The sequence below is a fragment of the Acetobacter sp. P1H12_c genome (genome assembly GCF_018811975.1).
GTDB lineage: Bacteria > Pseudomonadota > Alphaproteobacteria > Acetobacterales > Acetobacteraceae > Acetobacter > Acetobacter persici.
The window spans coordinates 1-22,604 of record NZ_JACRVR010000028.1; the positions used below are offsets into that span (position 1 = coordinate 1).

A 22,604-nucleotide genomic window follows, 5' to 3' on the forward strand; every position below is an offset into this window, starting at 1 on the left:
CTCCGGCAGGTCTGACACCCCCGCCCAGACCCGCCGGGCCGCCCGCACTGTCTTTTTTTTGTCATGCCATTCCGTCCCGCACGGGAATGGTCTAGAGCAACAGTCCGGGCCATCCTGCGCACACGGCAACGTGCGGACGGCCTGACGCCTACAGACAGGTTTAAGAGCAGCAGGACGGGAGCCCCGGCGCAGATGAAACATTGGCAGATTGACCAGCTACCCTGGGACGAATTTGACCCCGCCCGCGTGGACCCCCAGCTTGTGCCCGCCATCAAGGCCGCAGCCGTGGTGGAACGCAACAGCGTGGACTACGCCACCTATCTGAACAACGTGTTTCATGATGACCCGGACTTCAAACAGGCGGCAGACCACTGGGCGGTGGAAGAAATCCAGCACGGGGACGCGCTGGGCCGCTGGGCCATGCTGGCAGACCCGGAATGGGATTATCAGGCCGCCTTCCAGCGCTACCGCGACTTTTATCATATCCCGCTGGAAGTCGATCAGTCCGTGCGTGGCTCCCGCACGGGGGAACTGATTGCCCGCTGCATGGTGGAAACCGGGACCTCCTCCTTCTATTCCGCGCTGGCCGACGCCACGGAAGAACCTGTGCTGAAAGCCCTGTGCAAACAGATTGCAGCCGATGAATTCCGGCATTTCAAACTGTTTTATGACCATATGCACCGCTACCTGAAGCGCGAGCGCATCAGCACCCTGCAGCGCGCCCGGATTGCGCTGGGCCGGGTGACGGAAAGCGAGGATGATGAACTCGCCTCCGCCTACTACACCACGAACGAACCGCCCTCCCTGCCCTACGACCACAACCGCTGCATTGCGGCCTATATGTCCCGCGCCATGAAGAACTATCAGCCGCGCCACCTGCGCCGCGTGACCAGCATGGTGTTCAAGACCATCGGCCTCACCCCGCACAGCAAGGTGCAGGATCTAGCGTTTTTTGTAACGGAAAAGCTGTTCTTCAGCCGCCAGCGCAAATTTGCCCGCATGGCCGGGGTTTCCTGACCCCATCCAGCGCCCCTCCCGGCAAGCTGACCTGAGAGCCCCGCAGCGGACCATGATGTGTCCCTGTGGGGTTTTTTATTACAGTATCGTCCTATTTTAACCATGAACCGCTGCCAGAAGCGTGCCTCAAATCTCCTTCTGCCAGTCAGGTTCCCCATGCCCTTCCCGCCTGAAGCGCCCCCCGTCACCCCCGGCCACCGCAACCGGCGGATTGACCTGCTGCGGGGCATCGCCATTCTGCTGGTGTTGTTCCACCATTTCTGCATTGCCTATCCGCTCAGTCAATCCGCGCTGGCGGCCCTTATCACGCCAGAGGCGGTGCGGGCTGTGGCGCGGAATGGCAATTACGGTGTCACGCTGTTTTTTGTTATCTCCGGCTTTCTGATCACCAGCAACAGCCTCTCCCGCTGGGGCAGTCTTGCCGCTTTACAGGCCCGCACATTTTACGCCTTCCGCATCGCGCGGATTGTGCCGTGCCTGCTGCTCCTGCTCGCGCTGGTCAACGCGCTTGCGCTGGCCGGACTGCCCATGTTCAACACGCATATTCCCGGCCTGTCTCCGCTTGCCGCCATGATGCGGGCCAATCTGGCGTCCCTCACCTTCAGCATGAACCTGTTTATCGCCCGGTATGACTGGGCAAATTACGCGCTGGGCGTGCTGTGGTCCCTCTCCGTGGAGGAAGTGTTTTACCTGACCTTCCCGCTGGTGGCCCTCACCCTGCGCCGCACCCCGTTTATCATGCTGTTCTGGGGGCTGGTGGCGGTCGTCGGGCCGTTGTACCGCATGGCGCATCAGAATGATGAATCCGGATTTCTGTTTGCCTATCTCGCCTCGTTTGACGGCATTGCCATTGGCTGCATGGCCGCTGTGATCGCCACACGCTGGCGGCTGGAGGGTCTGGCGGCGCGGCTGCTCCAGCCTGCCATTATCCTCGGCATGGTCTGGCTCTATCTCTGGCGCTCCATCGGGTCGACCAATATCTGGGGGGTGTCCGTCATGGCGCTGGGGGCCGCGATCCTGCTGATCGCCTCCGCGCACCATGAAAACGGGCCGCTTGCCACACGCTCCCGCCTGCTGCGCGGGCTGGAGAAAACAGGCCGTCTGAGTTACGAACTCTACCTGTTCCACCTGATTATTCTCGGCCTGCTGCGCACCATGCTGCCGCCAGAAACCGTGCCCAGAACAGGGCTGGAGCGCGTGGCGCTTCTGCCCGTCTTCCTCATCGGCTCCGGCCTGCTGGCCAGCATAATTAGCCTTACGTTTTCTGAACCCTTAAACCGCACGTTGCGGCGGACATTAGGGCGCGTTTAACCCACCGGCCCGCTTGCGGGAGAAACGCTCATTCTGGCGCATAACGCTCAAACAGAAGCGTTTCCTCCCCCATAAAAAACGGTTTTGCAAACAGCACAAATCCATGTTTCTCCGCAATGCGGATGGAGGGCGTATTGCGGGGAGACACCAGACACACCGAGCGTCTGTAAGGCGTGTGCGTATCCAGCCACCGGCAGGCTGCGCTGACCCCTTCTGTGGCAAACCCCTTGCCATGGCACCATGAAGCCAGAACCCACCCTGCTTCCGGCACCCCCATGACAGAGGGCGTCACATCCCGATGCGCATCATGGAAGCCAATTGTACCAACAAACCGGCCCGTCTGCTTGTCCCGCACACTCCAGAAGCCAAAGCCCATAACGCCCCAAACACCCCTGTAGCGCAGCAGCCTGCCCCACGCGGCCTGCGGTGTTTCCGGCGTGCCGCACGTATAGCGCGCCACGTCCGGGTCTGCCCACATGGCGGCAAACTCTTCAAAATCCTCCCGGCACGGCACCTGAAACAGCAAACGCTCGGTTTCCAGACATGGCACGTCGGACATTCTGCCTCTCCCCCGCATGACGACACCACAAACACAGCACAGAGCCTGCCCTCAGTCATTCCTGTTATTTAACAAAATCCACCAGCAAGACAAAGACAGCCCACGCGGCCTGCACACCGCCGCCCGCAACCTGCAACCTGCTCCGTGCTCCGTGCTCCGTGCTCCGTGCTCCGTGCTCCGTGCCACCTATCGCCTGATCACCTGCCACTCACCTAACACCAGCCACCAGCCATCAGCCATGCACCCCGCACAGCCCCCATAAGGGAACCCCTCTGCCGCCGGGGCGTCTGGGTTATGAACTTCAAAGCCACGGGCCGGACAGGCGCACTGAAACACAGGCCCACCGAAACACAGGCACACCTGAACACAGCAGACGGCAGGCCAGACCTCCCGCCTGACGCGCCGTGCTGTGGCCCGATGCGAAAGGACAGCCGCATGACGGATGAGACACCAGCCCCCGGACACAGCCCCTCCCGCCGGACCGTCCTGAAAATGGCGGGCCTTGCGGCTGCGGCCGGGACGCCCGTGTTCATCAACCTTGCCGCGGCCCAGACTGTGAAAGAGAACGCCATGACCTCCTCCCCCCKCAAAGACCCCCGCTCCCTCTACCCGCATGCGCCGTTCAAGGCGCAGCCGCAGCCCTGGCCGGGCCTTGCCTCCAAAATGACGCCGCTGCCAGACCACGGTGAAAAATCCTATGTAGGGAGCGGCAAACTCAAGGGCCGCAAGGCGCTGATTACCGGGGGAGATTCCGGCCTTGGCCGCGCCGCCGCCATTGCTTATGCGCGGGAAGGGGCGGACGTCGCCATCAATTACCTGCCGCAGGAAGAGGCGGATGCCGCCGAAGTCGGGGATCTGGTCCGCAAGGAAGGCCGCAAATTCGTCGCTCTGCCGGGTGACCTGCGGGACGAGGATTTTTGCAGGCAGCTTGTTGAAAAAGCTGTTGCAGAGCTGGGTGGTCTGGACATTTTCGTCAACTGCGCGGGCCGCCAGCAAACGCATGATGATCTGCTGGACGTCACGACCGAGGCGTTCGACTGGACCATGAAGACCAATCTCTACGCGCTGTTCTGGCTGACCAAAGCGGTGATTCCGCTGTTACCGACCATGAAGAATGGAACTACTGCGAAACCGGGATTATGTGGGATCAGCGGGGATTTCGTGGGACGAAACCTGTTGAGCGACCGGGATTTTCTGGATTTTGACCGGGGCTGATGTGGGCCAAAACTGCCAGTGCATTTTGGATGGAACTAACTGCGAAATTGGCCTTGAGGGGCATTTTCAGCCAGTTGATTTGGAACCCACCGTTATTTTAGAGCCATCCCTTTAAAAGGCTTCAAGGTGCCTTTTAAAGGGTGCTGAGGCGTTCATTATACCGTCATAGCGCCGGAGCGCCATACTACGCGGCCTATGATCTTGGCGGGGGTGCCGCCATCGCGGATCATCTGGCGGATTTCTGCTGCTTTCAGTTCATCTGTGGAGTAGCTGGGGTTGTCGCTTACCACTTCCACATTACCGTTGGCCTTCAGACGCAGGCGTTTGACCAGGAGACTGTTGTCTATGCGGATGGCATAGATTGCACCGCTCTTGATGCTTTCAACGTCTGTTCTGACAAGAACCAAGTCTCCATCATCTAAAGATGGCTGCATACTGTCGCCTTTTACAGTAAGAGCGCAAACATTTTTCCTGTGGTCAAGAACATCTATGGGCAAAATTCCCTTTGGTATACTCACAGATGCTTTTGCAATTTTACCATCAACGTCAATTCCATGCCCAGCAGACAGTTTTATGTCATAATTTGGGAAAGATATGTTTTCGTTATCTTTTGGCAATGCATAAGTGCCGTCTGAAATTGACTGCGGATCGTCACCAAACAGAAGCCATTGGAGACTTACGTTGCAAGCTGCTGCGATCTTTTCCGCGATACCTAGCTTCCATTCTTTCCCGTTCATGTAGGTGCTTAGGGTCGTTAGGCCAACATCCGCTTTTTCCGAGACTACTTGATTCCCCCCAGCCCTTTCTACGGCTGACTTCATGCGCAAAAAACGCGTTTGCGTTTCGCGGTTCGTGCCCGCTTCTGCGAAATGCGTATTCGAACCTGTGTCAGGATTATTTTCCGTAATCATATCAGGTGTTTACCCTCAAAACAGAACCGCAAATACGCATTAACAACTGCGAAGTGCTTTTTGCCTCTTGATTTATATGCGCATTTGCGTATTCTCACGGTGTTCACTCCCCGTTAGTTCTCACGCGGATTGGCGAAAAAGAGAGCCCGGTTGCAGCCGGGCTGAAGTTAAGGAGAGTCTTATGGCACGAAAGCCAGACGGGTTGCACCCCGAAGACATTAAAACACGTTTGAGAAAGAAATTTGGAACGCTCGCCGCGTTCGCAAAGCTGCATCGGCGTAGCCCCAACACAGTCTCGAATGCGATATCCCAGCCGGGATATTCTACCCCGCTTGAAAAGCTGATTGCCAGTGAACTGGGCATGCAGCCGGAAAGCGTTTGGCCAGAGCGTTATCATGTGGACGGAACCCCTGTTTCGTTTCGTGCTGACAGAACTCCTACCGCCCTGAACTGCCGGGCACATCGTCAAAATGAGGTGGCAGCATGAACATGACTGTGCCCCAGCCACTGCTGTCAGTGGTGTCCATTCCCCTGACGGAGATTGACGTTGGCGACCGTCTGCGCGGGATTGATGATGATGCTGCAGCCGTTATTGCGGCCAGCATGCAGGAACAGGGTCAGCGCACCCCTATTGAAGTGCGTAAGGCTGGCAAACGGTATCGGCTGATTGCCGGTGCGCACCGCATGCGGGCCTTGGCTCTGGCCGGTATCGAAACCGCATTTGCTGTTGTTGTGAAAGCTGATGACCTTCACGCGCAGCTGCTGGAAATTGATGAAAACATCTGCCGCCGCGAACTGAATGAGCTAGACAAGGCAACATTTCTGGCAAAGCGGAAAGAAGTTTACGAGGCCCTGCACCCTGAAACGAAACACGGTGGAGACCGGAAGTCGGATCAAGTGGACAGCCTTGTCCACTTGATACCGTCCTTTACCGAGGCGACTGCCCAGAAGCTCGGTTTAGATGCCCGTTCCGTCAGGCGCTCTGTGCATCGTTATACCAGCATTGTGCCTGATGTGCGTGAAAAAATTGCAGGCACATGGCTGGCGAACAATGGTGCGCAGCTGGATGCGCTGTCTCGGGAGACACCTGAATACCAGCGGCAGATTGCGGACTTTGTTATGCAGTGGCCGGGGGTGAAGAATGTTTCCGAAATCCTGCGGCAGATCCGTAACCAGCCGAAGAAGAAGCCGCCTACCACTTATGACAAGCTGGTAGCGCTTTGGAACCGGGCGGATGAAGCCACGAAACTCCGCTTTCAGGAGTTTTTGCAGCCTCAGTTTGATCTGGAGGATGCGGCATGAGTGATGCTTTCTCTATCGAGATCGGAAAGATCATCCGGCGGGAACGTCAGGCGCGCGGTCTGACCATTGAGGCGCTGGCGCATGAGAGCGGACGCTGCAAGGTCTCCGTTTCGGCTGCTGAAACTGGTCGGTATGCGATCAAGGTCAGCATGCTTTTTGACCTTCTGTGGGCTCTGGACTGCAGTCAGGATGTCTTTCTGGAGATCCTGTCTCTGGACGCATCTCTGCTCAGTAATGCCGCAGCAGTTAAGGAGGCAGCATGAGCCGGAAATCTGATGAACGGCAGCTCTCACTGCTGGACTGGGTGCCTCCCATTGTCAGCACCGGGTATGACCCGCGTCTGATCCGGGGGAACTCACTGGGCTTCCGCCTGTCCCGCGCCATTTCCGTGACGCTGGATGAATGCGGGAAGTCTCGCCCGGAAGTGGCCGAGCGCATGAGCGACATTCTGGGGCGTGCAGTGACCGTGAATATGCTGAACGCTTATGCGTCCGGCCAACGGGAAGATCACCAGATCAGTGTTCCGCGTTTTGATGCGCTGATCGGAGCGACCGGAGACCGTCGTCTGGCGGAGTTTCTGGTCGAAGGGCACGGCTGGACCGTGATTGAACGCCGCTACCTGCCGATGATCGAACTGGCAGCGGTAGCGGAACGCAAGAAAGAGCTGACGCGCATGGAGAATGGTCTGCGGCGTCAGATGGGAGGGCGGTTCTGATGCGTGTTGATCTGTATAAAGAAGTTGAAATCGACACGGGGAAAGACGGTGTTGGCATCCGCATCCGCTTTTCTTCCAAGACTGCCCCGATGCCGGGTGAGATAGGTGTGCGCGTCCTTAATTCAGATATTATTCTGATTTTTCAGAGAGTGACGCGGGAGAAGTCTTTCCTTGATCCAATCTATGAGCTCAGGACGACGCGGATTGAGAGAGAGGGCGAGGCTGATCGTATAGATTTTGGTCTTCCCAAAATTTATATTGCCAACCCCGTTCCCTGCTCTTTTTTTGCGGTTAAGCCAGCATCAGACGGCCCGCAGGCGTAAGGGAGACGGGGCCATGATAAATCCATCTACGAGTGTTCGTTTGCTGAATGCCGCCAACACGCACAAGTCCGGCGCTAATCAGGTGCCTGAGATGAGTCATGATGTAATCGTCAAGATCTTCAACGGGGTGTCCTGGGTCCAGCGCTTCAAAATCTGGATTGGTTGTTTCGGATGCAAGCTGAAGCATCTTTCTGGAAAAATTTTCGCTTATTTCTGTCACCGAGTTTCCTCCTTGTTTGGGTTGTGCAGCCACAAGGTGGATGGGGTGATGCGAGTCTGGCAATGCGGCCAGACCGCATCTCTCCCCCGTATGATCGGGGGTGTGGCATGAGGCGCGTGGTTGAATACCGGAACCTGACGTTCGCATCTTCCGATGATGGCATCCTGCAAATCTGGTTTGAGGCGCAGTGTGATGAGGAAAATCTGCTCGTGCGGATTTATGGCCAGTCACGCGATACGTCTTTTGAGCGCATCACGCCGCAGGTTCTGACAGGATGGGCGCTGTATCGCTCCAGCAAGCCGAAGGGTTTGGTGTCCGGGATTTATGCGTCCCTGCGTCCGCAGGGCGTTGAGGGGCATGCTCTCGCCGCTGTCGAGTGTCATCTTAATGAGGCACGGGCGGTCGAGCGGCTGTTATTTCTGGATGACATGATGGCCGCTTCCGCGACCGGGAGCACCGGACTGCCAATGAGCTTTAGAGATATGCTGAGGCACTTCAGTGGAGGGAAAAATGCTGAATAATGTTCAGTGGTTTTCTCCTGCTGAACTGGCGGCTTTGCAGCTTCCTGGCATGCCGACGACTGCCCGCGCATATCAGCTGAAAGCCAAGATGGAGAATTGGTTTGACCCGGAAAATGAAGGGAAGAGCTGGCGACGTCGGAATGGGCGTGGTGGTGGCTATGAGTTCACGCCCTATGTTCTGGACACGATTGCCCAGGCCGCGCTGGTGGCACGCATTCAGGCTCCGGTGGAGGCTGAATGCGAAGAGGAGCATGGAGAAAGAAACGAGCTATGGGCCAGATACAGGAAACTGCCTGAGCATAAGCGGGAGCGTGCGGAGAAAGCGCACCGCATCCTGATGATGGTCGAAAGCTGGGTCGAGGCGAAGTGCTGCCAGAAAAAACTGGCCATAGTGCATATCGCCAAGGAGCAGCGTGTGGGGAAGACCACGATCTATAACTGGTATCGTGATGTGCGCGGCCTTGATAAGTGCGACTGGCTGCCTGCGCTGGCTGATCGTTTGTGTGGGAGCAAGAAGAAATATGCCGGATGCGATGAGGAGGCTCTGGAATTCTTCAAATCCCGCTGGCTGCAGCCCGAACAGCCGAAATTTGAGAAGTGCTACCGGGATCTGCAGAAGGCAGCTGAAGAACAGGGCTGGGTCATACCAAGCATAAACACCATGAAACGGCGGGTGAAAGAGCTGCCGCAAATGGTAATTGCCCTGGCGCGGGGTGGCAGAGATGCCGCCAAGCAGATGATCCCTGCGCAGGAGCGTGACCGGACGTATCTGCATGCCATGCAGGCTGTGAATGCGGATGGTCACAGGTGGGATATTTTCGTGTTGTGGCCGGATGGGACGATTGGCCGTCCTATGATGGCGTCATGGCAGGATCTGTATAGCAACACGATCCTGTCTTGGCGGGTTGATAAATCCGAAAACACCAACCTCATCCAGCTGGCTTTTGGCGACATGATCGAAAAATGGGGCATCCCTGAGGAAGCCCTGATGGATAACGGTCGGGCCTTTGCCTCCAAGCGGATGACCGGTGGCGCAAAAACCCGCTTCCGGTTCAAGGTAAAGGAGGACGATGTCAACGGGGTTATGACCATTCTGGGGGTAAAAACCCACTGGGCTATTCCCCGCCACGGTCAGTCAAAACCCATTGAACGGGCCTTTGGCGATATGGAGGAAAACATTGCCAAGGATCTGCGGTTTGCCGGGGCCTATGTCGGCAATAACCCGCTTGCCAAGCCAGAGAACTATGGCAGCAAGGCGATCCCGCTGGCTGAGTTTTTAAAGGTCGTTGAAGAGGGTATTCAGGAGCATAATAACCGGCCTAAACGGAACACACCGACCTGCGGCGGCAAGAAAAGCTTCTTTCAGGCGTTTTCCGAAAGCCTTGCTATTCGTCCGGTGCGGAAGGCGACTGAAGCCCAGCGGCATCTGTGGCTGATGGCGGCTGAAAATGTGACCGTCAACAAGAACAACGGCTCCATCAAGTTTATGCGGAACCGCTATTTTGCAGACTTCCTGCATGAGCATTTGGGGCAGAAAGTGGTGGTCCGTTACGACCCGCAAAACCTGCATGCTGATCTGCATGTGTATGACGCGAAGGGAGTGTTCCTGGGGAACGCACCGGTTATCGAGAAGACTGGCTTCTTCGACATGCATGCAGCTGGGGAAACAAGGCGGAAAGAGAAGAAAATCCTGCGGAATACGAAGGAAATTCTTGATCTGCAACGCAGCATGACGCTGGAGCAGATGGTTGATCTGATGCCCAAGGTTTCCGGTGTGGAAGATCTTGTGGAGACCAAGGTGGTACGCCCTCTGCGGCCCGCGCCGTATGTCAGCAATGGGAATGCTGCGGTGGCGCATCATGATGATGAAGAAGAAGACTGGCTGAGCAAGTATAACGAGCAGGTGCGACCGTCAGAACGCTCCTTGCGGCTTGTGGATACTGACGAAGACTGAACTGAGCCAATAACGCTCTCATAAACAGGAAATTTTTACGCATGACACAGATCATGACTGACCACGCACGCCTGCGTGACGCCGTGCGCGACCGGAAAGACCTGGACAAACTCTCTCTGACTCAGATTGCGTCGGCCTGCGGGGCGTCTAGTCCGGCCATCAGCTCCTTCCTGAGCGGGAATTATGCTGGTGATAACGAGAAGCTGGCCGGGAAGCTGCAAGCATGGCTGGATGCGCAGCAGGCCAAGGAGCGCCTGCGCACCATGCGTCCGATTGTGCCGGATTTCGTGATGACGGAAACGGCACGCACGCTGATGAGCATTATGGAAAGTGCCCAGTTTGATGTTGATCTGGCTGTGATTGCCGGGAATGCCGGGACAGGCAAGACGATGGCGGCAGAAGCCTATCAGCGGCAGACGAACAATGTCTTTATGCTGACAGCGGACCCCTCCATGGCCAGCCAGCAGGCGCTGTTGCATGAACTGGCTGATCTGTTGGGCTGTAACGATAAAGGGGTGCGGCGTATCCGCGCCATTGTGCGCCGCCTGCGTGGGACGGATGCGTTGCTGATCATTGATGAGGCTCAGCACCTGTCTGTGAAAGCGGTTGAAGAGGTCAGGTCTATTCACGATCAGGCCAAGGTTGGCGTCGTGTTTATCGGGAACGCCCCTCTTAATGCGAAATTCGACGGGCTGGGCCGCACGGCTGAGTTTGCCCAGCTCTTTAGTCGCATTGGCCTGCGCAAGAAGATCAACAAACCGCGCATTAAGGACATGTGCGCGCTGCTGGAAGCATGGGGCATCCAGTCCGGTGATGTTGAGATGGCGGCGAAAGAGATTGGCCGCCGTGAAGGTGGGCTGCGGAGCATGACGAAAGTGCTGCGTAACGCCACCAAGATTTCCCGCGTGCATAAGCATGAAGCCATTGAGGTTGAAGACCTGAAGGCAGCGTGGGGCGAACATATGACGGGTGAATTCCCACCGATCAGGGTGAAAGCAGGTGCGCAATGAGTATTCTTGAAATGCCGGTCCCCAGCGATGTTCTGACTGAAATTGTGGAAGACACGATCTTTGCCCAGCATGAGCGATTTACAGCCCTGCTGCGCGATATCCGGGAGTTTTTGCGCACAGCTCCGGCTGGAGCCACGGCGGCCCACTGTGCGGCCATTCTGAATGCCGCAGGGCGTATTGCCGGTGACAAGCGCAGGCAGGTGATCCGGGAGTTTTTTGAAGCCTACCCGGAAAATGCAACGGCTGGAGAAATCCTGAGCCTTATGGAGACTGTGTGATGCCGAATGTATCTCTTGCTCCCGTCCTAAAGGCTCTGCGGGATGGAGCGCGTGGCTTTTCTGACCGGAATGGGCCGGTCACGCTGAGCAATGGCGACCGTCTTGAGACGGCTATGTGGCTAGATGCGCTTGCGACCGAGCTTGAAGCTGTCGCGCATTTTGCGGGTATCGACCTGACTGGACTGCCGGTTGTGATCGACGTGGCGGCGACAGAGGTGCGGGCATGAGTCGCCGTATTCCATCCAGAGCCATCATGACGGCATGGGTTGAGCGTTGTGGGCGGATTGAATTCCGCCCCGGCGTGGGGTTTCCCGATGGCGCGCTGCCGCTCTGCTGTGGAACGCAGGAGGCTATCCGGTCGGCTCTCAAAAAGCGGGCATGGAACGGCAGGAATTACGCGGTGCCGGGCATGAGTGAGGCCATGAGTGACCAGAGGGCTTTTGAATGCATGGAGCGCCTGCGGGTCAATCTTGTGGGGCAATCCAGTGATCTGGTCTCCTATTTTTCCGGGATGAACGGGAGGGACGTATGAGCGCAGCACAAAAGGATTGCCTCCATCTGCCCGGTATCTGTGTGCAGCGCATTATGGACCGGCTTGTTGAGCTGGTCATTGCCTCAGGCGCGGAGATTAACGGCATGAGCGCCCCTGAAGTGGGGAGGATGGTGGCAAGCGGAATGCAGGGCATCCGCGCGGCGTGGCCGGCTGTTGAGACTCCGAAGGACTTGCTGGACATCCACACCAAAGCGGAGGCCGTGGCCGCACTGGCTGTCTGGCAGCTGATCATCTTGGGTGCGTACGTCAATGCCCAGGCAAACGAAATGCAGGCTGCTGATGCAGCCACGAAACACTAAGGAAAAACCGATGACTCTTGAAATCAATCGTGAAGGAACGGTGATGACGTGCGGTGGCCCGTGGCCGCGAGACCGTTTTGCGCCGACCGTGTTGTTGGAAAACGATATTGCCATTGATCTGGTGGCAGACGCGAAGGCTCTGTCAGAACTGATTGCTGAGCAAAAGCGGCTAATGTTTGCCAAGGCAGAAGCGTTCGAGGTTGCTGTCATGGCTGCTTACAACGCCAACAAAAAGCGCAAGACGCCCGGACGTTTTACTGCGTGCAGTTTGGACGAGCGTTTCAAGGTTGAACTGTCAGTGTCTGACTTCCGCCGCGTTAATGCCGACATCATGGCCGCGCAGGCACTCATGTCTGAGGTTCTGGATGATCTTACCGAGGGATCGAACGATGATGTCCGTCTGCTGCTGACGGATGCTTTTGTGCCTGACGCCCGCACGGGACGTATTAACACAGACCGGTTGCAGAAAGTGCGCCGTCTGCGCTTGTCCCATCCGCGCTGGCCCGATGTCTGCGAAGCAATTGCCAACAGCATCAAGGTTGCATCCAGCCGCTCTTACCTGCGCTTTTACGAGCGTGAGTCTGATGATCATGACTGGGTGCCGGTAGTGCTCCAGTTTTCGGCGCTGTGAGGTGTGAGATGAGCGACCCGAAAATCCTTTACTGCTCATTCTGCGGAAAGAGTCAGCATCAGGTTAAGAAACTGATTGCAGGGCCGGATGTCTTTATCTGTGATGAATGCGCCGAGCTCTGCACCCAGATTGTCTATGACATGCAGGTTGAGAATGTCGTCAAACGCTGCGTTCAGGCAGTGATGTATCCAGTTCTTCGTCTCCGGGTGTTTTTTGGGAGAGTGTCATGAAACAGAAACGCACATCCCGCAGGCCAGTGCGGCAGGATACCAACCGGGAGGGGATGGTCCGCAAGTTGCATGTTGGGCGGAAGCAGCTGGGGCTGGAGGACGCGGATTACCGCGCCCTCTTGCAGCGGGTCACCGGTAAGACATCCTCTACCCAGTGTTCAGAAGGTGAATTGGACCTGATCCTGAAGGAGATGAAGCGGGTTGGCTTCAAGACGTCTCGCCCCAGTGGGAAGCCGTGGGTCCGCAAGGTCTATGCGCTGTGGGACGAAATGGGGCCGCTGCTGCGCACGGGTGGCACACGTGAGGCGCTGCGGGCCTATGTTCTGCGGATGACGAAAGTCAGTGCACCGGAATTTCTGGACGAGCCAAAAGCCCGGCACGTGATTGAAGGGCTGAAGGCGTGGAAAAAAAGACTGGAGGATTCACAATGACACGCAAAGCGGTCGTATCCGTTGCCTTTGGCCATTATGCAATGTCCATGAAGGACGCGATGATGATTATGCAAATTTCTGAACGTGCCGTGAAAGTGGAGCGCGTTCCGGGTAGGTATGATCGTTATGCTGAGAGTGCAGACCGCAGGGCGTTTGCTGACAGCATGGAAATGGCCGAGGTTGAAAGTGCTCCTAAGACGAAGGTTATCCCGAAAAGTCATCGGATCACGCATGAGAAGCCAAGTCTGTGACTATTGACTGATCCGGATAAAGAGATGCCATCCACACGGGTGGCATTTTTTTTTGCTTATTATCTCATGAAATGAGACAAACCCTAGACTCCCATATCTTGTGATGACGTAGTATCAGACAGTTACAGCAGAAAGGAATTTCTATGCGTAAGTTATTACTTTTGATCCCAGCAATCTTCGGAATTGCCGGTATCTGGCTATATGCGACGGTTTCAGACGAAAACAAACAGACGCTCAAAGAGCACCCTTGTATCAATGATTATAAACAGTGCCGAAATTTAAAAGAGCTGATTGATTTTTATCCTCCTGTTAATGATGGACGGATACTCTGCACGGTAGCTGCTGATAACGATCTCAAATATGGACCTCCTGAGTGGCCAAGTGTTTTTGATGGCCCAAAATTTGGGGCGCATCTGAATGATGAAAGTTCGTGGAAAAGCGGACAAATCACCCTTGTTCAGCAAGGTGCGCTGATTCCGAATGCGTTTGGCGGGAAGGAAAAAAGAACAATGTTTTGCAAGTATGACCTCAATACCAAGAAAATTATTTCGTTCTATTTAGAGTGATGTTCATGCGATTTATTTATCCAAGATATGCCACTCTTCGGGGTGGCTTTTTTTATGCGCTGGATACTGGGGACGAAAAACGGTACAGTGCATTATGCAGAATGGTTCTGATGTTTTTTAAGAGCCGCTTGAATGGCATTTAAACACCCCAAAACAGAAAGGCGTGATCCGGTGCAAGCCCCCTCATCAATCTCGTGGCTGGTGGATGCTGTTGGAGAAGATGCGGCTCTGGAGTTTATTGACGGCAATGCTGGTAGGCGTTTGAAAATGCCGCGCCGGGTGGATGGAAGCTATCTTGTCGATCTGTATGGGCGGGATCTGGCGCAGGCGCTGGTAGACAGAAATTACGGGAATAACGATTATCAGGTGCCGCTGTTGCGTGGATGGCGGGCGCATATGTTGGCAAAACGGGGCTGCTGCAATAATGAGATAGCAAGCCGGCTCGGCACATCGTGGCGCAACGTCCAGAAACTGCTGAAGAAGGCCCCTGTGGACCGCGCGCTGCGGCAAAGACAGCCAGACGGGCAGCTTGATATTTTCGGGCTCTGAACTGCCGGGGACGAACATTTCCGCCCTGCTTTGAAAAAACGCAGCCCCCTATCGTGAGGGCATGCGAAACAACCTCTCAAAATCGCTGGATTTCACGTTGGCCGCCGAGGGTGGCTATCAGTGCAACAAGGCTGACGACGGCAACTGGAGCGGTGGCCGTGTTGGCCGTGGCAATCTGGCTGGCACGAAATACGGCATCTCAGCCGCTCTGATGGCTCTGGTTGTTGGGTCTGTTGCTGCTGTGACCCCATCCATGATGCGTAAACTCACGGTATCTCAGGCCAGAGACATTGCCACGGAGCGGTTCTGGCGCGTGATGCGGTGTGACGATCTGCCTGCTGGCATTGACGTGATGCTGTTTGATTTTGGTTTTAACAGCACGCCGGAACGGGCTGTGCGGCATCTGCAGGCCATTGTGGATTTCAAAAACCCGGATGGGCTGATTGGCCCTGATACCCTGTTCAGGGTGGAGCATATCCAGCCCGCCACGATCGCTCCCTTCATATCGCATGATTATGCTGAGCAGTTGCAGTCATGGCTTGGGGTTTCTCCAGACGGCCATATTGGACCATTGACGCTGGCAGCTGCTGCCGCGCAACAGGCGCACGATGTCATGCTGGTTTATGCGCTGGCCTCCCAGCAGGAGGCGGCATACCGCAGTTTTAAAAAATTCCCGGTTTTTGGTGATGGATGGCTGAACAGGCTGGAGGCCCGTGTGGCTTTTGCTCACCAGCTTCTGGCCGCGCAAAGCGCGCCTGCCGCCGTGGCCTGAAATCAAGCGGACAAGCTTGTCCACTTGATCCTGACAGGCCGGGCGGGCGCGTCTGGTTTGTATTTTGAATGGCGCAGACGCAGCGCTGACTGGGTTTGTAAGAGTTGCAAACCCTGATGGAAACATAAGCATGAAACTTGCAAGCTTGCTGCCGTCTCTGTTTGGTCTGCTGGGCAATGTTGGCTCCGCTGCACTGGGCGACAAGATGGCGGCTTACAACACGGCAGCCCAGACTGCGGTCAAGGCCGCTGTGACAAAGGTTGATGATGGCGTTGATCATCTTCAGACCGCCTTCACAAAGTGGGAAGCCAGTAATCCGGTGGCGCAGGAAGCCATTGATGGGACTGTTGGCCTGCTGCGTGATCTGGGCATTGCTGTGCCCAAGGAAGACGTTGTGGTGACGCACGTCAAAGCAGCCATTGCGGATCTGGCAGGTATTTTTGTGCCGGTGACCAGCACTCAGGCTGTGCCTGCGGCATCTACCGACACGCAGGCAGGCTAAACGGATGACCTGGGAGAGCGTGTTGCATGCGCTGACCGTAATCAGTGCTTTAGGCGGCGCAGCAGCACTGTTTCTTCTGGGTCGTTATCCGGCCTTGTTGGGAAACCATAGCAAGCTGACGGCTCGTGTTGTGGCTCTTGAGGCTTCCTTATCGGAGGTCAGGGCGCAGTCCGCCACACTTGAACAGGTCCGGCATACGCTTGAACTGGTTCAGCGGGATGGAAAGAATAACAACGAACTTTTGCACACGATCATCCGTGGGCATTTGGGTGACAGATCATGAAAAACCGCAAGAAGCGTTCGACATTTAGGCGTCGTTCTAACGGACCGTTCAAGAAAGGCCGTGGAGCACGATGTGACTTCAGGATTGAGGATTTCCATAGACTTCTGGTTGAAATGGATCAGTCCGTTCAGCTTTTCACTCGTCGCTTTGCTAGTGGGTTAGGGAGTGTTTTTGTATGAATTTTACAGGTGAAATCGAAGCTGATCGGCGGCGGAAAGTTCTCGATGCACTCGCACAGATGCAGGATGGCTTGCTGTCTGAAGACGTGATTTTGCGCGCTGTCTGCGAAACAGGGCGCGATACGGATCGGGATACGATGCGGGATGATCTGGCATTCCTGCAGAAACGGCATTGTGTGGCAATCGAGAAGCTGCCCCGTGTTGGCGGTGAACTTTGGTGTGTGCGTCTCACTGATGATGGTTTACGTGCAGCTCAGGGTACGCTGATCGTGGCGGGTGTTGCACGCCGGACAACGGCCTGAACTATGGCGCGGCCCTCATCCATTGACCAGCTTGAGCCCGAGATCCGCGAAGAGATCGGGCGTCTGCGTGGCGGCGGTCATACGATTGACGAAATACTGGCCGCGCTGCGTGAATTGGGTGCGGAGGACATCAGCCGCTCTGCGCTCGGTCGGCATGTCAAAAACATGGAGCAGATTGGCGCGAAGCTACGTCACTCCCGCAATATTGCCGAAGCTCTGGTGCGGCAGTTGGGGGATGCTCCGGCGTCCCGTTCCGCGCAGCTGAATATCGAGCTGCTCCATTCCGTCATTCTGGATCTGAACCTGGCATCAGAAGATGCCGATGCAGATGGTCTGGCTGCTCTGAAGGGTAATCCGGAAGGCATCATGCTGCTGGCCAAGGCCATTGACCATCTGACCAAGAGTTCCAAGGCCGATATTGAAAATCAGAAGGCCATTGAAGAGCGGGTTGAGGCGCGGGTCCGTAAGGAAACTGACGGAAAACTCAAAGACGCCATGAAAAAGCAAGGTCTGAGCAAGGATGTTGCCGCTCAGATCAGGAAGCAGGTGCTGGGGCTATCATGAACGAGCATAACGACGAACAGGATAAATGGCCGCTGCTGCCATACCAGCGGGACGCGAATGAAATGATCATGCGGCATGACGTGTCGGTCATTGAGAAATCGCGCCGTATTGGTCTGTCCTGGGGGATCAGCTGGCTGGCAGCTTTTGTGGCGTCCTGTGCGCGTGATGCGGGTGGCATGGATGTGTTTTACATGGGCTTTGAAAAGGACATGACGCGCCAGTTTGTGTCTGACACGGCTGACCATGCGAAAATTCTGGAAATTCCTGTTTCAGAGCTTGGTGAAACCCTGTTTATCGATCCGGAAAACCCGGACAAGGATCTGAAGATTTTCCGGCTTGATTTTGCGTCGGACTATGAGGTTCTGGGTCTGCCCTCTGTCGCACGTGCCTTCCGCTCAAAGCAGGGGCTCGTGATTATCGACGAGGCAGCCTTTATTGATGATCTGGCTGCTGTTCTTAAGGCGGCGTTCGCCCTGCTGATCTGGGGCGGACGCATTGTGATTGTCTCCAGTCATAATGGCGACGCCAATCCTTTTAACGAGTTGGTCACCGAGATCCGTGCCGGGAAACATCCTGATTACGGCTTGATGCGCATTACTTTTGACGATGCTCTGGCGCAGGGTCTGTATAAAACCATCTGCGCACGCCAGAAAAAAGAGTGGTCAGAGGCAGCGGAAGCCGAATGGCGTGAGAAAATCATCCGCCAGTATGGTGACGGTGCTGATGAAGAACTTTTCTGCATTCCCTCACCGACAACCGGCGCTTATCTGCCATTGTCTCTGATTGAGGCGCGGCAGACGCCAGACGCAAAAGTTATCAGATATTCCTGCACCAGCGAGTTTGCGCTTGCCCCGCCATATGTGCGCGAGGCGGAAGTAGAGGCGTTTTGCGAGGAGGAACTCAGGCCGCTTCTGAACGGACTTGATGTCCGCGTTCCCCATGCGCTTGGAGAAGATTTCGGGCGCAGTGGGGATCTGACCGTTCTGTGGATACTGGCCATTCTGCAAAGCCTGAAGCGCACCACGCCTTTTGTGGTGGAGTTGCGGAATGTTCCGTTTGAGCAGCAGCGGCAGATCCTGTTTTACATTATCGACCGACTGCCACGCTTCCGGGCAGCCAAGATGGATGCGCGCGGGAACGGGCAATATCTGGCTGAGGTCGCGGTGCAGAGATACGGAAGCCGTGTTGAAGCCGTCATGCTTTCCGAAGGCTGGTATCGAGACAATATGCCGCCTCTTAAAGCAGCTTTTGAAGACGGCACTCTTGATATTCCTGTTGATCGGGACATTCAGGATGATCTGCGCGCCCTGCGTATCGTGCGTGGTGTGGCCCGCGTGCCTGATGCCCGCACGACTGACAAGACAGGTAAGCGGCATGGCGACGCTGCCGTTGCTCTGGCCATGGCTAATGCCGCCAGCCGGGCAGACACCATGGAATATGGTTTTACCGCGGTGCCCAACCCTTTGCGCATGAGGGCCGAAGGCGCGGGGTCCGGTGACTGGCCAATTGAACGTGAACTGATGATGGAGCGCGCCGGGATGCGGGATGCATCCGGCATGCGTGGGAAGGTGCGGCTATGACCGATGTTCAGTGGATCTGTGTGACCATTCTGGTGGCGTTTGTGTTTGCCGGGTCTGCCTGGATTATCTGGGCGGTCTGGCATGCCAGCCGCGAGAAAGACACGGAAGCAGACAGCACCGCAGAAAAGACGGCGGAGGATCTGGTTGTGGATGTGACCCAGCGTATGGCATCGGCACAGGCTGCTGCACCTGCTGATGATGCAGCGCTGCAGGCGCGCCTGAAGGCGGGAACACTCTGATGAAAACCTCAGCCTCCGTAAATGCATTGCTGGCTCTGGCGGCGCTGGCGCTTGTGGCACCGCTCCTGAGTGGGTGCAGTCCTGTTACCTATAAAACCGTGTGCCCCACTCTGGTGCCTTATTCCATGACGCAGCAGACGCAGCTTGCGGAAGAGCTGGTCGCGGCCCCTGACGCGCCCATGCTGCATCAGGTTGTGCGCGATTATGCTGGCCTGCGCGACCAGGTGCGCGCCTGTCAGGCTGAGGGAAAATAATCCATGCCTCTGATTGACCCCACAACGGACAAACCTTTCCCGGCATGGATGCTGCAGCGGCAGCCTGTGGGGGGTGCGAACCTGACAGGGTCGCGGTCTGCCATCACCACCATGTCCATGGACTGGGTGGACCCGGCATCTGTCGGGGAGATGCTGCGCTCTGCCAGTCAGGGGAACAGTCAGGCCTGGCAGGAATTTTGCGAGCTGATTGAGCAGAAGGATCTGCACTATCTGGGCGTGCTCAGCACGCGCAAGCGTACCGTCAGTCAGCTACCGATTACTGTGGAGGATGCCGGACCATCCCCGGAGCAGAAAAAGCACGGGGAATTTGTCCGTGACTGGATTGCCAAAGGCATCTTGCAGCGCGGCCTGTTTGATATGCTGGATGCCATTGCCAAGGGGTTTTCCGTGATGGCATTGCGGTGGCATCTGGATGCCGGAAATTACTGGCCGGAGAAGATGATCTGGCGACCGCAGAGGTGGTTCGACCTCTCCTATCAGGATGGGGAGACCATCATGCTCCGGCAGGATGTTGGCTCAGGCGTGACGCCTGATATGGCCGGGGCTGTGCCAGAAATGGGGTTTTCCAGCATTCCGGATCGTAGCGCTGTCATTCACCGGCATCCCTCCTGGTCTGGCCTGACCATTGATCAGGGGCTGACGCGCGCGATTGCCTTCAACTCGCTTTTCAAGATGTTTTCAAACCGTGACTGGGGCGTGTTTGTGCAGGCGTTCGGCATCCCTATTCGTCTGGGTAAATTTGGGCGCGACAGCACACCGGAGGACCGTGCAACACTCTGGCAGGCCATTGTGAGCAGTGCGGGGCAGCTGGGTATCATGATCCCTGAAAGCATGATGATGGAGTTTATAGAGCCCAAGAATGGCGCGGGATCCAATGATGTGCATGAGCGCCGGTGCAAATGGCTGGACGAGCAGACCAGCAAGGCCGTGCTGGGGCAGACAGGGACCACGGATGCACGCCAGGGCACGCATGCTGCGGCTGCGGTGCACAGGCAGGTGCAGGACGATATAGAGCGCTCCGACGCGATGCTGCTGGCCCATACGGTCAATGAGCAGCTTGTGCAGCCCATGATTGATATGAGTTTTGGCGTGCCGGGCGACGGGACCTATCCTGTTGTGAAGATTGGCCGTCCGGACGAGGCTCCTCTGGCTGAGGTGATTTCCGCGGTGCAGAACCTTGGCCCGCAGGGGTTCAAGGTGCGGGCAGATGACCTGTATAGCCGGATGAACCTGAAGCCCCCTGAAGAGGGTGATGTGGTGGTGGGCATGATTGCCCAGCCACAGGTGCCGCAGCCTGCCAGTGATCAGCCTGCCCAGGTGAAGCCGCCTAAGCAGCTGCCGAGCCGTGACCCGGTGCCGACGGTGCATGACCCGCAGGACGATGATCAGGCGCAGCAGACGCTGGCGGAAACCACGCTGCATGCGCAGATTGGTCGGCTGGTGAGCCTGCATGTGCAGGACAATGGTCCATTGCTGATTGACATGATGACGCAAAGCACGGCCCGCCGTGCCAGCAGCACTTTGCGCCGCATGCAAGATCAGGTGCGTGAAGAACTGGAGGCATCATCATCTTTGAAGGATTTTGAAAGCCGTCTGAGTGGGCTGGATCTGGACGATGTGGCTTTTGCCAATGCGATGACCTCGGCGGTGCTGGTTATGGAGTTGGCTGGAGAAGCTGAAGTTCTGGAACAGATGCGCGATGGCGGATGAGGTCATCCGGGGTGTCGGTCTGGCACCTTCTGACGCGATCAGCTTTTTCCGGCAGAAGCTGAACATGCCATCAAAGCGGTGGGGTGAGCTTGAAGCGCATGCTCATGGCACGCAGTTTGCTGTAGCTGGTGCGACGTCTAAAGCCCTTCTGGATGACTTCCGGGTAGCTCTAAACAAAGCTCTTGTTGACGGCACAACGCTTACAGAATTCCGTAAGGATTTTGATACCATCGTGAAGCGTCATGGGTGGTCTTATAATGGTTCGCCTGGATGGCGATCTGCCATCATTTATGAAACCAATCTGACCAGTGCTTATGCGGCTGGCCGTTATAAACAGATGACCACGCCTGAGGCTCTGGATATCTTTCCTTACTGGCGCTACCGGCATCATGCCTGCCAGCATCCGCGTCCACAGCATGTTGCCTGGGATGGCTTGATCCTGCCTGCAGACGACCCGTGGTGGAATACCCATTATCCACCCAATGGATGGCGCTGCCATTGCACGGTTGAACCTGTCTCCCGCAGAGATCTGAAACGCTACAACTGGACGGTCAGTGATGCGCCGCCACTCAATGAGAAGCCATGGCGTAATCCGGCAACTGGCAAGACCGTAATGGTGCCGGATGGCATTGATCCCGGCTTTCAGAGTAACCCTGGCCGGGACTGGGCTATGGGTGAGAAAGAGCGTGCGGCAACACGTATGACACCGGTCATACCCACAGGCGAAGACGCACAACCTGCGCGCCGCGAGGAAACCCAGAAGCGGCAGATACAGGAAATTCTGAAAGTGAAGTCCGGATCGGTCGAGGCTGGGACGGCTCCTGAGGCGTTGCAGGAGGCGCTGGATGTTAAAACTGACAGCGTGCTGCTATCCGGTGACACATTAAGCAAAAATCTGTCCCGACACCGTGATCTGGAGGCGGTGGATTATTTGCGGTTGCCCGTGCTGATTGCTGATCCTGTCGCTATTGTTGCGGACACGAAGCCCACGAGCCTTGTTCTGGTCTCTTATCGGGGAGGTCAGCACTACAGAATGGCAATCAAGCGCACGAAAGACGGCACGATGCTCTTCCTTGAGTCCTTCCTGAAGTTCTCTCGTGAACGGGCGGAAGCGCTGCTCAAGAGCCGGAGCGCACTATGGGGCGATCTGCCGCCATTGGATGCTGACAAGCCAAAAAACGAAGAGGGAAAATGACGCACGGGTGGGGCCTACCACAACCCCACATAGCACTCCATCGTATAGGTTACCTCCCTGCTCGGGAGGGCCTTGCGACGTGTTACGGCAGGTAGAGTATCACCGTGTCACCGTGCGTCTTTTCCACTTTTACCACAGTGGAAATTGAGAGGCGAGG

32 protein-coding genes and 2 pseudogenes are annotated in these 22,604 nt (G+C 56.4%); 32 read left to right on the forward strand and 2 right to left on the reverse strand.

The window, feature by feature from the left end; translation table 11 throughout:
• The first annotated feature begins 192 nt into the window (after window positions 1-192).
• Window positions 193-1,017, forward strand: coding sequence for a ferritin-like domain-containing protein (locus tag KP699_RS12255; RefSeq protein ID WP_215762818.1), 825 nt, complete (start codon window positions 193-195; stop codon window positions 1,015-1,017).
• Window positions 1,018-1,173: 156 nt separating this feature from the next.
• On the forward strand, window positions 1,174-2,328 hold the full coding sequence (locus tag KP699_RS12260) for an acyltransferase (RefSeq protein ID WP_215762819.1): 1,155 nt from the start codon (window positions 1,174-1,176) through the stop codon (window positions 2,326-2,328).
• A 28-nt stretch (window positions 2,329-2,356) separates the two neighbouring features.
• Here the strand turns inward: KP699_RS12260 and KP699_RS12265 are convergent, their stop codons facing one another.
• Window positions 2,357-2,887 (reverse strand): GNAT family N-acetyltransferase, encoded by a 531-nt coding sequence (locus KP699_RS12265; RefSeq protein WP_215762820.1) that lies wholly within the window; start codon window positions 2,885-2,887, stop codon window positions 2,357-2,359.
• 570 nt (window positions 2,888-3,457) lie between these two features.
• On the opposite strand from KP699_RS12265, the pseudogene KP699_RS12270 reads away from it, so the two are divergent.
• Window positions 3,458-4,012: pseudogene (locus KP699_RS12270) on the forward strand (SDR family NAD(P)-dependent oxidoreductase); the annotation flags it as partial.
• Between the two features lie 245 nt (window positions 4,013-4,257).
• Here the strand turns inward: KP699_RS12270 and KP699_RS12275 are convergent.
• Window positions 4,258-5,013 carry an XRE family transcriptional regulator gene (locus KP699_RS12275; RefSeq protein ID WP_215762822.1) on the reverse strand — a complete coding sequence of 252 codons (756 nt, stop codon included), beginning with the start codon at window positions 5,011-5,013 and terminating at the stop codon, window positions 4,258-4,260.
• Between the two features lie 181 nt (window positions 5,014-5,194).
• On the opposite strand from KP699_RS12275, the gene KP699_RS12280 reads away from it, so the two are divergent.
• From KP699_RS12280 to KP699_RS12420, 29 genes and pseudogenes are all read left to right on the forward strand, one after another.
• Complete coding sequence (locus tag KP699_RS12280) at window positions 5,195-5,500, forward strand: helix-turn-helix domain-containing protein (protein WP_252347040.1); 306 nt, start codon at window positions 5,195-5,197, stop codon at window positions 5,498-5,500.
• Window positions 5,497-6,315: a ParB/RepB/Spo0J family partition protein gene (locus tag KP699_RS12285; protein WP_215762823.1), complete on the forward strand. Its 819-nt coding sequence runs from the start codon at window positions 5,497-5,499 to the stop codon at window positions 6,313-6,315. Before KP699_RS12280 ends, KP699_RS12285 begins: the two co-directional genes overlap by 4 nt.
• Complete coding sequence (locus tag KP699_RS12290; RefSeq protein WP_215762824.1) at window positions 6,312-6,578, forward strand: helix-turn-helix domain-containing protein; 267 nt, start codon at window positions 6,312-6,314, stop codon at window positions 6,576-6,578. Before KP699_RS12285 ends, KP699_RS12290 begins: the two co-directional genes overlap by 4 nt.
• Window positions 6,575-7,030: a hypothetical protein gene (locus tag KP699_RS12295; RefSeq protein ID WP_215762825.1), complete on the forward strand. Its 456-nt coding sequence runs from the start codon at window positions 6,575-6,577 to the stop codon at window positions 7,028-7,030. Before KP699_RS12290 ends, KP699_RS12295 begins: the two co-directional genes overlap by 4 nt.
• The gene (locus tag KP699_RS12300) at window positions 7,030-7,353 is read left to right on the forward strand and encodes a hypothetical protein (RefSeq protein WP_215762826.1); all 324 of its coding nucleotides are present in this window, start codon (window positions 7,030-7,032) and stop codon (window positions 7,351-7,353) included. The genes KP699_RS12295 and KP699_RS12300 overlap by 1 nt, the downstream gene beginning before the upstream one ends.
• A gap of 13 nt (window positions 7,354-7,366) precedes the next feature.
• Window positions 7,367-7,684 carry a hypothetical protein gene (locus KP699_RS12305; RefSeq protein WP_215762827.1) on the forward strand — a complete coding sequence of 106 codons (318 nt, stop codon included), beginning with the start codon at window positions 7,367-7,369 and terminating at the stop codon, window positions 7,682-7,684.
• Window positions 7,681-8,094: a hypothetical protein gene (locus KP699_RS12310; protein ID WP_215762828.1), complete on the forward strand. Its 414-nt coding sequence runs from the start codon at window positions 7,681-7,683 to the stop codon at window positions 8,092-8,094. Before KP699_RS12305 ends, KP699_RS12310 begins: the two co-directional genes overlap by 4 nt.
• Entirely contained in the window at window positions 8,084-10,048 is a 1,965-nt protein-coding gene (locus KP699_RS12315; protein WP_215762829.1) for a transposase domain-containing protein, read from the forward strand. The genes KP699_RS12310 and KP699_RS12315 overlap by 11 nt, the downstream gene beginning before the upstream one ends.
• A 41-nt stretch (window positions 10,049-10,089) precedes the next feature.
• Entirely contained in the window at window positions 10,090-11,058 is a 969-nt protein-coding gene (locus KP699_RS12320) for an AAA family ATPase (RefSeq protein ID WP_215762830.1), read from the forward strand.
• Entirely contained in the window at window positions 11,055-11,336 is a 282-nt protein-coding gene (locus KP699_RS12325; protein WP_215762831.1) for a hypothetical protein, read from the forward strand. The genes KP699_RS12320 and KP699_RS12325 overlap by 4 nt, the downstream gene beginning before the upstream one ends.
• The gene (locus KP699_RS12330) at window positions 11,336-11,563 is read left to right on the forward strand and encodes a hypothetical protein (protein WP_202205866.1); all 228 of its coding nucleotides are present in this window, start codon (window positions 11,336-11,338) and stop codon (window positions 11,561-11,563) included. The genes KP699_RS12325 and KP699_RS12330 overlap by 1 nt, the downstream gene beginning before the upstream one ends.
• Window positions 11,560-11,868 (forward strand): hypothetical protein, encoded by a 309-nt coding sequence (locus tag KP699_RS12335; RefSeq protein ID WP_215762832.1) that lies wholly within the window; start codon window positions 11,560-11,562, stop codon window positions 11,866-11,868. Before KP699_RS12330 ends, KP699_RS12335 begins: the two co-directional genes overlap by 4 nt.
• Window positions 11,865-12,188, forward strand: coding sequence for a hypothetical protein (locus tag KP699_RS12340; protein WP_215762833.1), 324 nt, complete (start codon window positions 11,865-11,867; stop codon window positions 12,186-12,188). Before KP699_RS12335 ends, KP699_RS12340 begins: the two co-directional genes overlap by 4 nt.
• Before the next feature lie 10 nt (window positions 12,189-12,198).
• Complete coding sequence (locus KP699_RS12345) at window positions 12,199-12,819, forward strand: DUF3164 family protein (protein ID WP_215762834.1); 621 nt, start codon at window positions 12,199-12,201, stop codon at window positions 12,817-12,819.
• Window positions 12,820-12,827: 8 nt separating this feature from the next.
• Window positions 12,828-12,959: pseudogene (locus KP699_RS12350) on the forward strand (ClpX C4-type zinc finger protein); the annotation flags it as partial.
• Between the two features lie 86 nt (window positions 12,960-13,045).
• Window positions 13,046-13,480: a regulatory protein GemA gene (locus KP699_RS12355; protein ID WP_215762835.1), complete on the forward strand. Its 435-nt coding sequence runs from the start codon at window positions 13,046-13,048 to the stop codon at window positions 13,478-13,480.
• On the forward strand, window positions 13,477-13,731 hold the full coding sequence (locus tag KP699_RS12360; protein WP_215762836.1) for a hypothetical protein: 255 nt from the start codon (window positions 13,477-13,479) through the stop codon (window positions 13,729-13,731). Before KP699_RS12355 ends, KP699_RS12360 begins: the two co-directional genes overlap by 4 nt.
• A 143-nt stretch (window positions 13,732-13,874) precedes the next feature.
• Window positions 13,875-14,297 carry a hypothetical protein gene (locus KP699_RS12365; protein WP_215762837.1) on the forward strand — a complete coding sequence of 141 codons (423 nt, stop codon included), beginning with the start codon at window positions 13,875-13,877 and terminating at the stop codon, window positions 14,295-14,297.
• Window positions 14,298-14,429: 132 nt separating this feature from the next.
• Window positions 14,430-14,846 carry a hypothetical protein gene (locus KP699_RS12370; RefSeq protein ID WP_215762838.1) on the forward strand — a complete coding sequence of 139 codons (417 nt, stop codon included), beginning with the start codon at window positions 14,430-14,432 and terminating at the stop codon, window positions 14,844-14,846.
• Between the two features lie 61 nt (window positions 14,847-14,907).
• Window positions 14,908-15,618: a glycosyl hydrolase 108 family protein gene (locus KP699_RS12375; RefSeq protein WP_215762839.1), complete on the forward strand. Its 711-nt coding sequence runs from the start codon at window positions 14,908-14,910 to the stop codon at window positions 15,616-15,618.
• 130 nt (window positions 15,619-15,748) lie between these two features.
• Window positions 15,749-16,120, forward strand: coding sequence for a hypothetical protein (locus KP699_RS12380; protein WP_215762840.1), 372 nt, complete (start codon window positions 15,749-15,751; stop codon window positions 16,118-16,120).
• A gap of 4 nt (window positions 16,121-16,124) precedes the next feature.
• Window positions 16,125-16,403, forward strand: a complete 279-nt coding sequence (locus KP699_RS12385) for a hypothetical protein (protein ID WP_215762841.1) — start codon at window positions 16,125-16,127, stop codon at window positions 16,401-16,403.
• A gap of 175 nt (window positions 16,404-16,578) precedes the next feature.
• On the forward strand, window positions 16,579-16,884 hold the full coding sequence (locus KP699_RS12390) for a hypothetical protein (RefSeq protein ID WP_215762842.1): 306 nt from the start codon (window positions 16,579-16,581) through the stop codon (window positions 16,882-16,884).
• A 3-nt stretch (window positions 16,885-16,887) separates the two neighbouring features.
• Window positions 16,888-17,448 carry a DUF3486 family protein gene (locus KP699_RS12395; RefSeq protein ID WP_215762843.1) on the forward strand — a complete coding sequence of 187 codons (561 nt, stop codon included), beginning with the start codon at window positions 16,888-16,890 and terminating at the stop codon, window positions 17,446-17,448.
• Window positions 17,445-19,028, forward strand: a complete 1,584-nt coding sequence (locus KP699_RS12400) for a hypothetical protein (RefSeq protein WP_252347041.1) — start codon at window positions 17,445-17,447, stop codon at window positions 19,026-19,028. The genes KP699_RS12395 and KP699_RS12400 overlap by 4 nt, the downstream gene beginning before the upstream one ends.
• Window positions 19,025-19,267 (forward strand): hypothetical protein, encoded by a 243-nt coding sequence (locus KP699_RS12405; protein WP_215762844.1) that lies wholly within the window; start codon window positions 19,025-19,027, stop codon window positions 19,265-19,267. The genes KP699_RS12400 and KP699_RS12405 overlap by 4 nt, the downstream gene beginning before the upstream one ends.
• A complete protein-coding gene (locus KP699_RS12410; RefSeq protein ID WP_215762845.1) occupies window positions 19,267-19,521 on the forward strand; it encodes a hypothetical protein in 255 nt (84 codons plus the stop codon). The genes KP699_RS12405 and KP699_RS12410 overlap by 1 nt, the downstream gene beginning before the upstream one ends.
• A 3-nt stretch (window positions 19,522-19,524) precedes the next feature.
• Window positions 19,525-21,252 carry a DUF935 domain-containing protein gene (locus KP699_RS12415; protein WP_215762846.1) on the forward strand — a complete coding sequence of 576 codons (1,728 nt, stop codon included), beginning with the start codon at window positions 19,525-19,527 and terminating at the stop codon, window positions 21,250-21,252.
• The gene (locus KP699_RS12420) at window positions 21,242-22,447 is read left to right on the forward strand and encodes a phage minor head protein (RefSeq protein WP_215762847.1); all 1,206 of its coding nucleotides are present in this window, start codon (window positions 21,242-21,244) and stop codon (window positions 22,445-22,447) included. The genes KP699_RS12415 and KP699_RS12420 overlap by 11 nt, the downstream gene beginning before the upstream one ends.
• The last annotated feature ends 157 nt before the right edge of the window (window positions 22,448-22,604 follow it).

Bases quoted from the DNA above. Each gene is read 5' to 3' on its own strand.
- KP699_RS12315 (WP_215762829.1), top strand. From the start codon at position 8,084: ATGCTGAATAATGTTCAGTGGTTTTCTCCTGCTGAACTGGCGGCTTTG.
- KP699_RS12355 (WP_215762835.1), top strand. From the start codon at position 13,046: ATGAAACAGAAACGCACATCCCGCAGGCCAGTGCGGCAGGATACCAAC.
- KP699_RS12275 (WP_215762822.1), bottom strand. From the start codon at position 5,013: ATGATTACGGAAAATAATCCTGACACAGGTTCGAATACGCATTTCGCA.
- KP699_RS12380 (WP_215762840.1), top strand. From the start codon at position 15,749: ATGAAACTTGCAAGCTTGCTGCCGTCTCTGTTTGGTCTGCTGGGCAAT.
- KP699_RS12320 (WP_215762830.1), top strand. From the start codon at position 10,090: ATGACACAGATCATGACTGACCACGCACGCCTGCGTGACGCCGTGCGC.
- KP699_RS12395 (WP_215762843.1), top strand. From the start codon at position 16,888: ATGGCGCGGCCCTCATCCATTGACCAGCTTGAGCCCGAGATCCGCGAA.
- KP699_RS12390 (WP_215762842.1), top strand. From the start codon at position 16,579: ATGAATTTTACAGGTGAAATCGAAGCTGATCGGCGGCGGAAAGTTCTC.
- KP699_RS12415 (WP_215762846.1), top strand. From the start codon at position 19,525: ATGCCTCTGATTGACCCCACAACGGACAAACCTTTCCCGGCATGGATG.
- KP699_RS12290 (WP_215762824.1), top strand. From the start codon at position 6,312: ATGAGTGATGCTTTCTCTATCGAGATCGGAAAGATCATCCGGCGGGAA.
- KP699_RS12340 (WP_215762833.1), top strand. From the start codon at position 11,865: ATGAGCGCAGCACAAAAGGATTGCCTCCATCTGCCCGGTATCTGTGTG.
- KP699_RS12265 (WP_215762820.1), bottom strand. From the start codon at position 2,887: ATGTCCGACGTGCCATGTCTGGAAACCGAGCGTTTGCTGTTTCAGGTG.
- KP699_RS12330 (WP_202205866.1), top strand. From the start codon at position 11,336: ATGCCGAATGTATCTCTTGCTCCCGTCCTAAAGGCTCTGCGGGATGGA.
- KP699_RS12335 (WP_215762832.1), top strand. From the start codon at position 11,560: ATGAGTCGCCGTATTCCATCCAGAGCCATCATGACGGCATGGGTTGAG.
- KP699_RS12310 (WP_215762828.1), top strand. From the start codon at position 7,681: ATGAGGCGCGTGGTTGAATACCGGAACCTGACGTTCGCATCTTCCGAT.
- KP699_RS12370 (WP_215762838.1), top strand. From the start codon at position 14,430: ATGGCATTTAAACACCCCAAAACAGAAAGGCGTGATCCGGTGCAAGCC.
- KP699_RS12360 (WP_215762836.1), top strand. From the start codon at position 13,477: ATGACACGCAAAGCGGTCGTATCCGTTGCCTTTGGCCATTATGCAATG.
- KP699_RS12295 (WP_215762825.1), top strand. From the start codon at position 6,575: ATGAGCCGGAAATCTGATGAACGGCAGCTCTCACTGCTGGACTGGGTG.
- KP699_RS12365 (WP_215762837.1), top strand. From the start codon at position 13,875: ATGCGTAAGTTATTACTTTTGATCCCAGCAATCTTCGGAATTGCCGGT.
- KP699_RS12375 (WP_215762839.1), top strand. From the start codon at position 14,908: ATGCGAAACAACCTCTCAAAATCGCTGGATTTCACGTTGGCCGCCGAG.
- KP699_RS12410 (WP_215762845.1), top strand. From the start codon at position 19,267: ATGAAAACCTCAGCCTCCGTAAATGCATTGCTGGCTCTGGCGGCGCTG.
- KP699_RS12385 (WP_215762841.1), top strand. From the start codon at position 16,125: ATGACCTGGGAGAGCGTGTTGCATGCGCTGACCGTAATCAGTGCTTTA.
- KP699_RS12400 (WP_252347041.1), top strand. From the start codon at position 17,445: ATGAACGAGCATAACGACGAACAGGATAAATGGCCGCTGCTGCCATAC.
- KP699_RS12280 (WP_252347040.1), top strand. From the start codon at position 5,195: ATGGCACGAAAGCCAGACGGGTTGCACCCCGAAGACATTAAAACACGT.
- KP699_RS12255 (WP_215762818.1), top strand. From the start codon at position 193: ATGAAACATTGGCAGATTGACCAGCTACCCTGGGACGAATTTGACCCC.
- KP699_RS12420 (WP_215762847.1), top strand. From the start codon at position 21,242: ATGGCGGATGAGGTCATCCGGGGTGTCGGTCTGGCACCTTCTGACGCG.
- KP699_RS12325 (WP_215762831.1), top strand. From the start codon at position 11,055: ATGAGTATTCTTGAAATGCCGGTCCCCAGCGATGTTCTGACTGAAATT.
- KP699_RS12285 (WP_215762823.1), top strand. From the start codon at position 5,497: ATGAACATGACTGTGCCCCAGCCACTGCTGTCAGTGGTGTCCATTCCC.
- KP699_RS12300 (WP_215762826.1), top strand. From the start codon at position 7,030: ATGCGTGTTGATCTGTATAAAGAAGTTGAAATCGACACGGGGAAAGAC.
- KP699_RS12305 (WP_215762827.1), top strand. From the start codon at position 7,367: ATGATAAATCCATCTACGAGTGTTCGTTTGCTGAATGCCGCCAACACG.
- KP699_RS12345 (WP_215762834.1), top strand. From the start codon at position 12,199: ATGACTCTTGAAATCAATCGTGAAGGAACGGTGATGACGTGCGGTGGC.
- KP699_RS12405 (WP_215762844.1), top strand. From the start codon at position 19,025: ATGACCGATGTTCAGTGGATCTGTGTGACCATTCTGGTGGCGTTTGTG.
- KP699_RS12260 (WP_215762819.1), top strand. From the start codon at position 1,174: ATGCCCTTCCCGCCTGAAGCGCCCCCCGTCACCCCCGGCCACCGCAAC.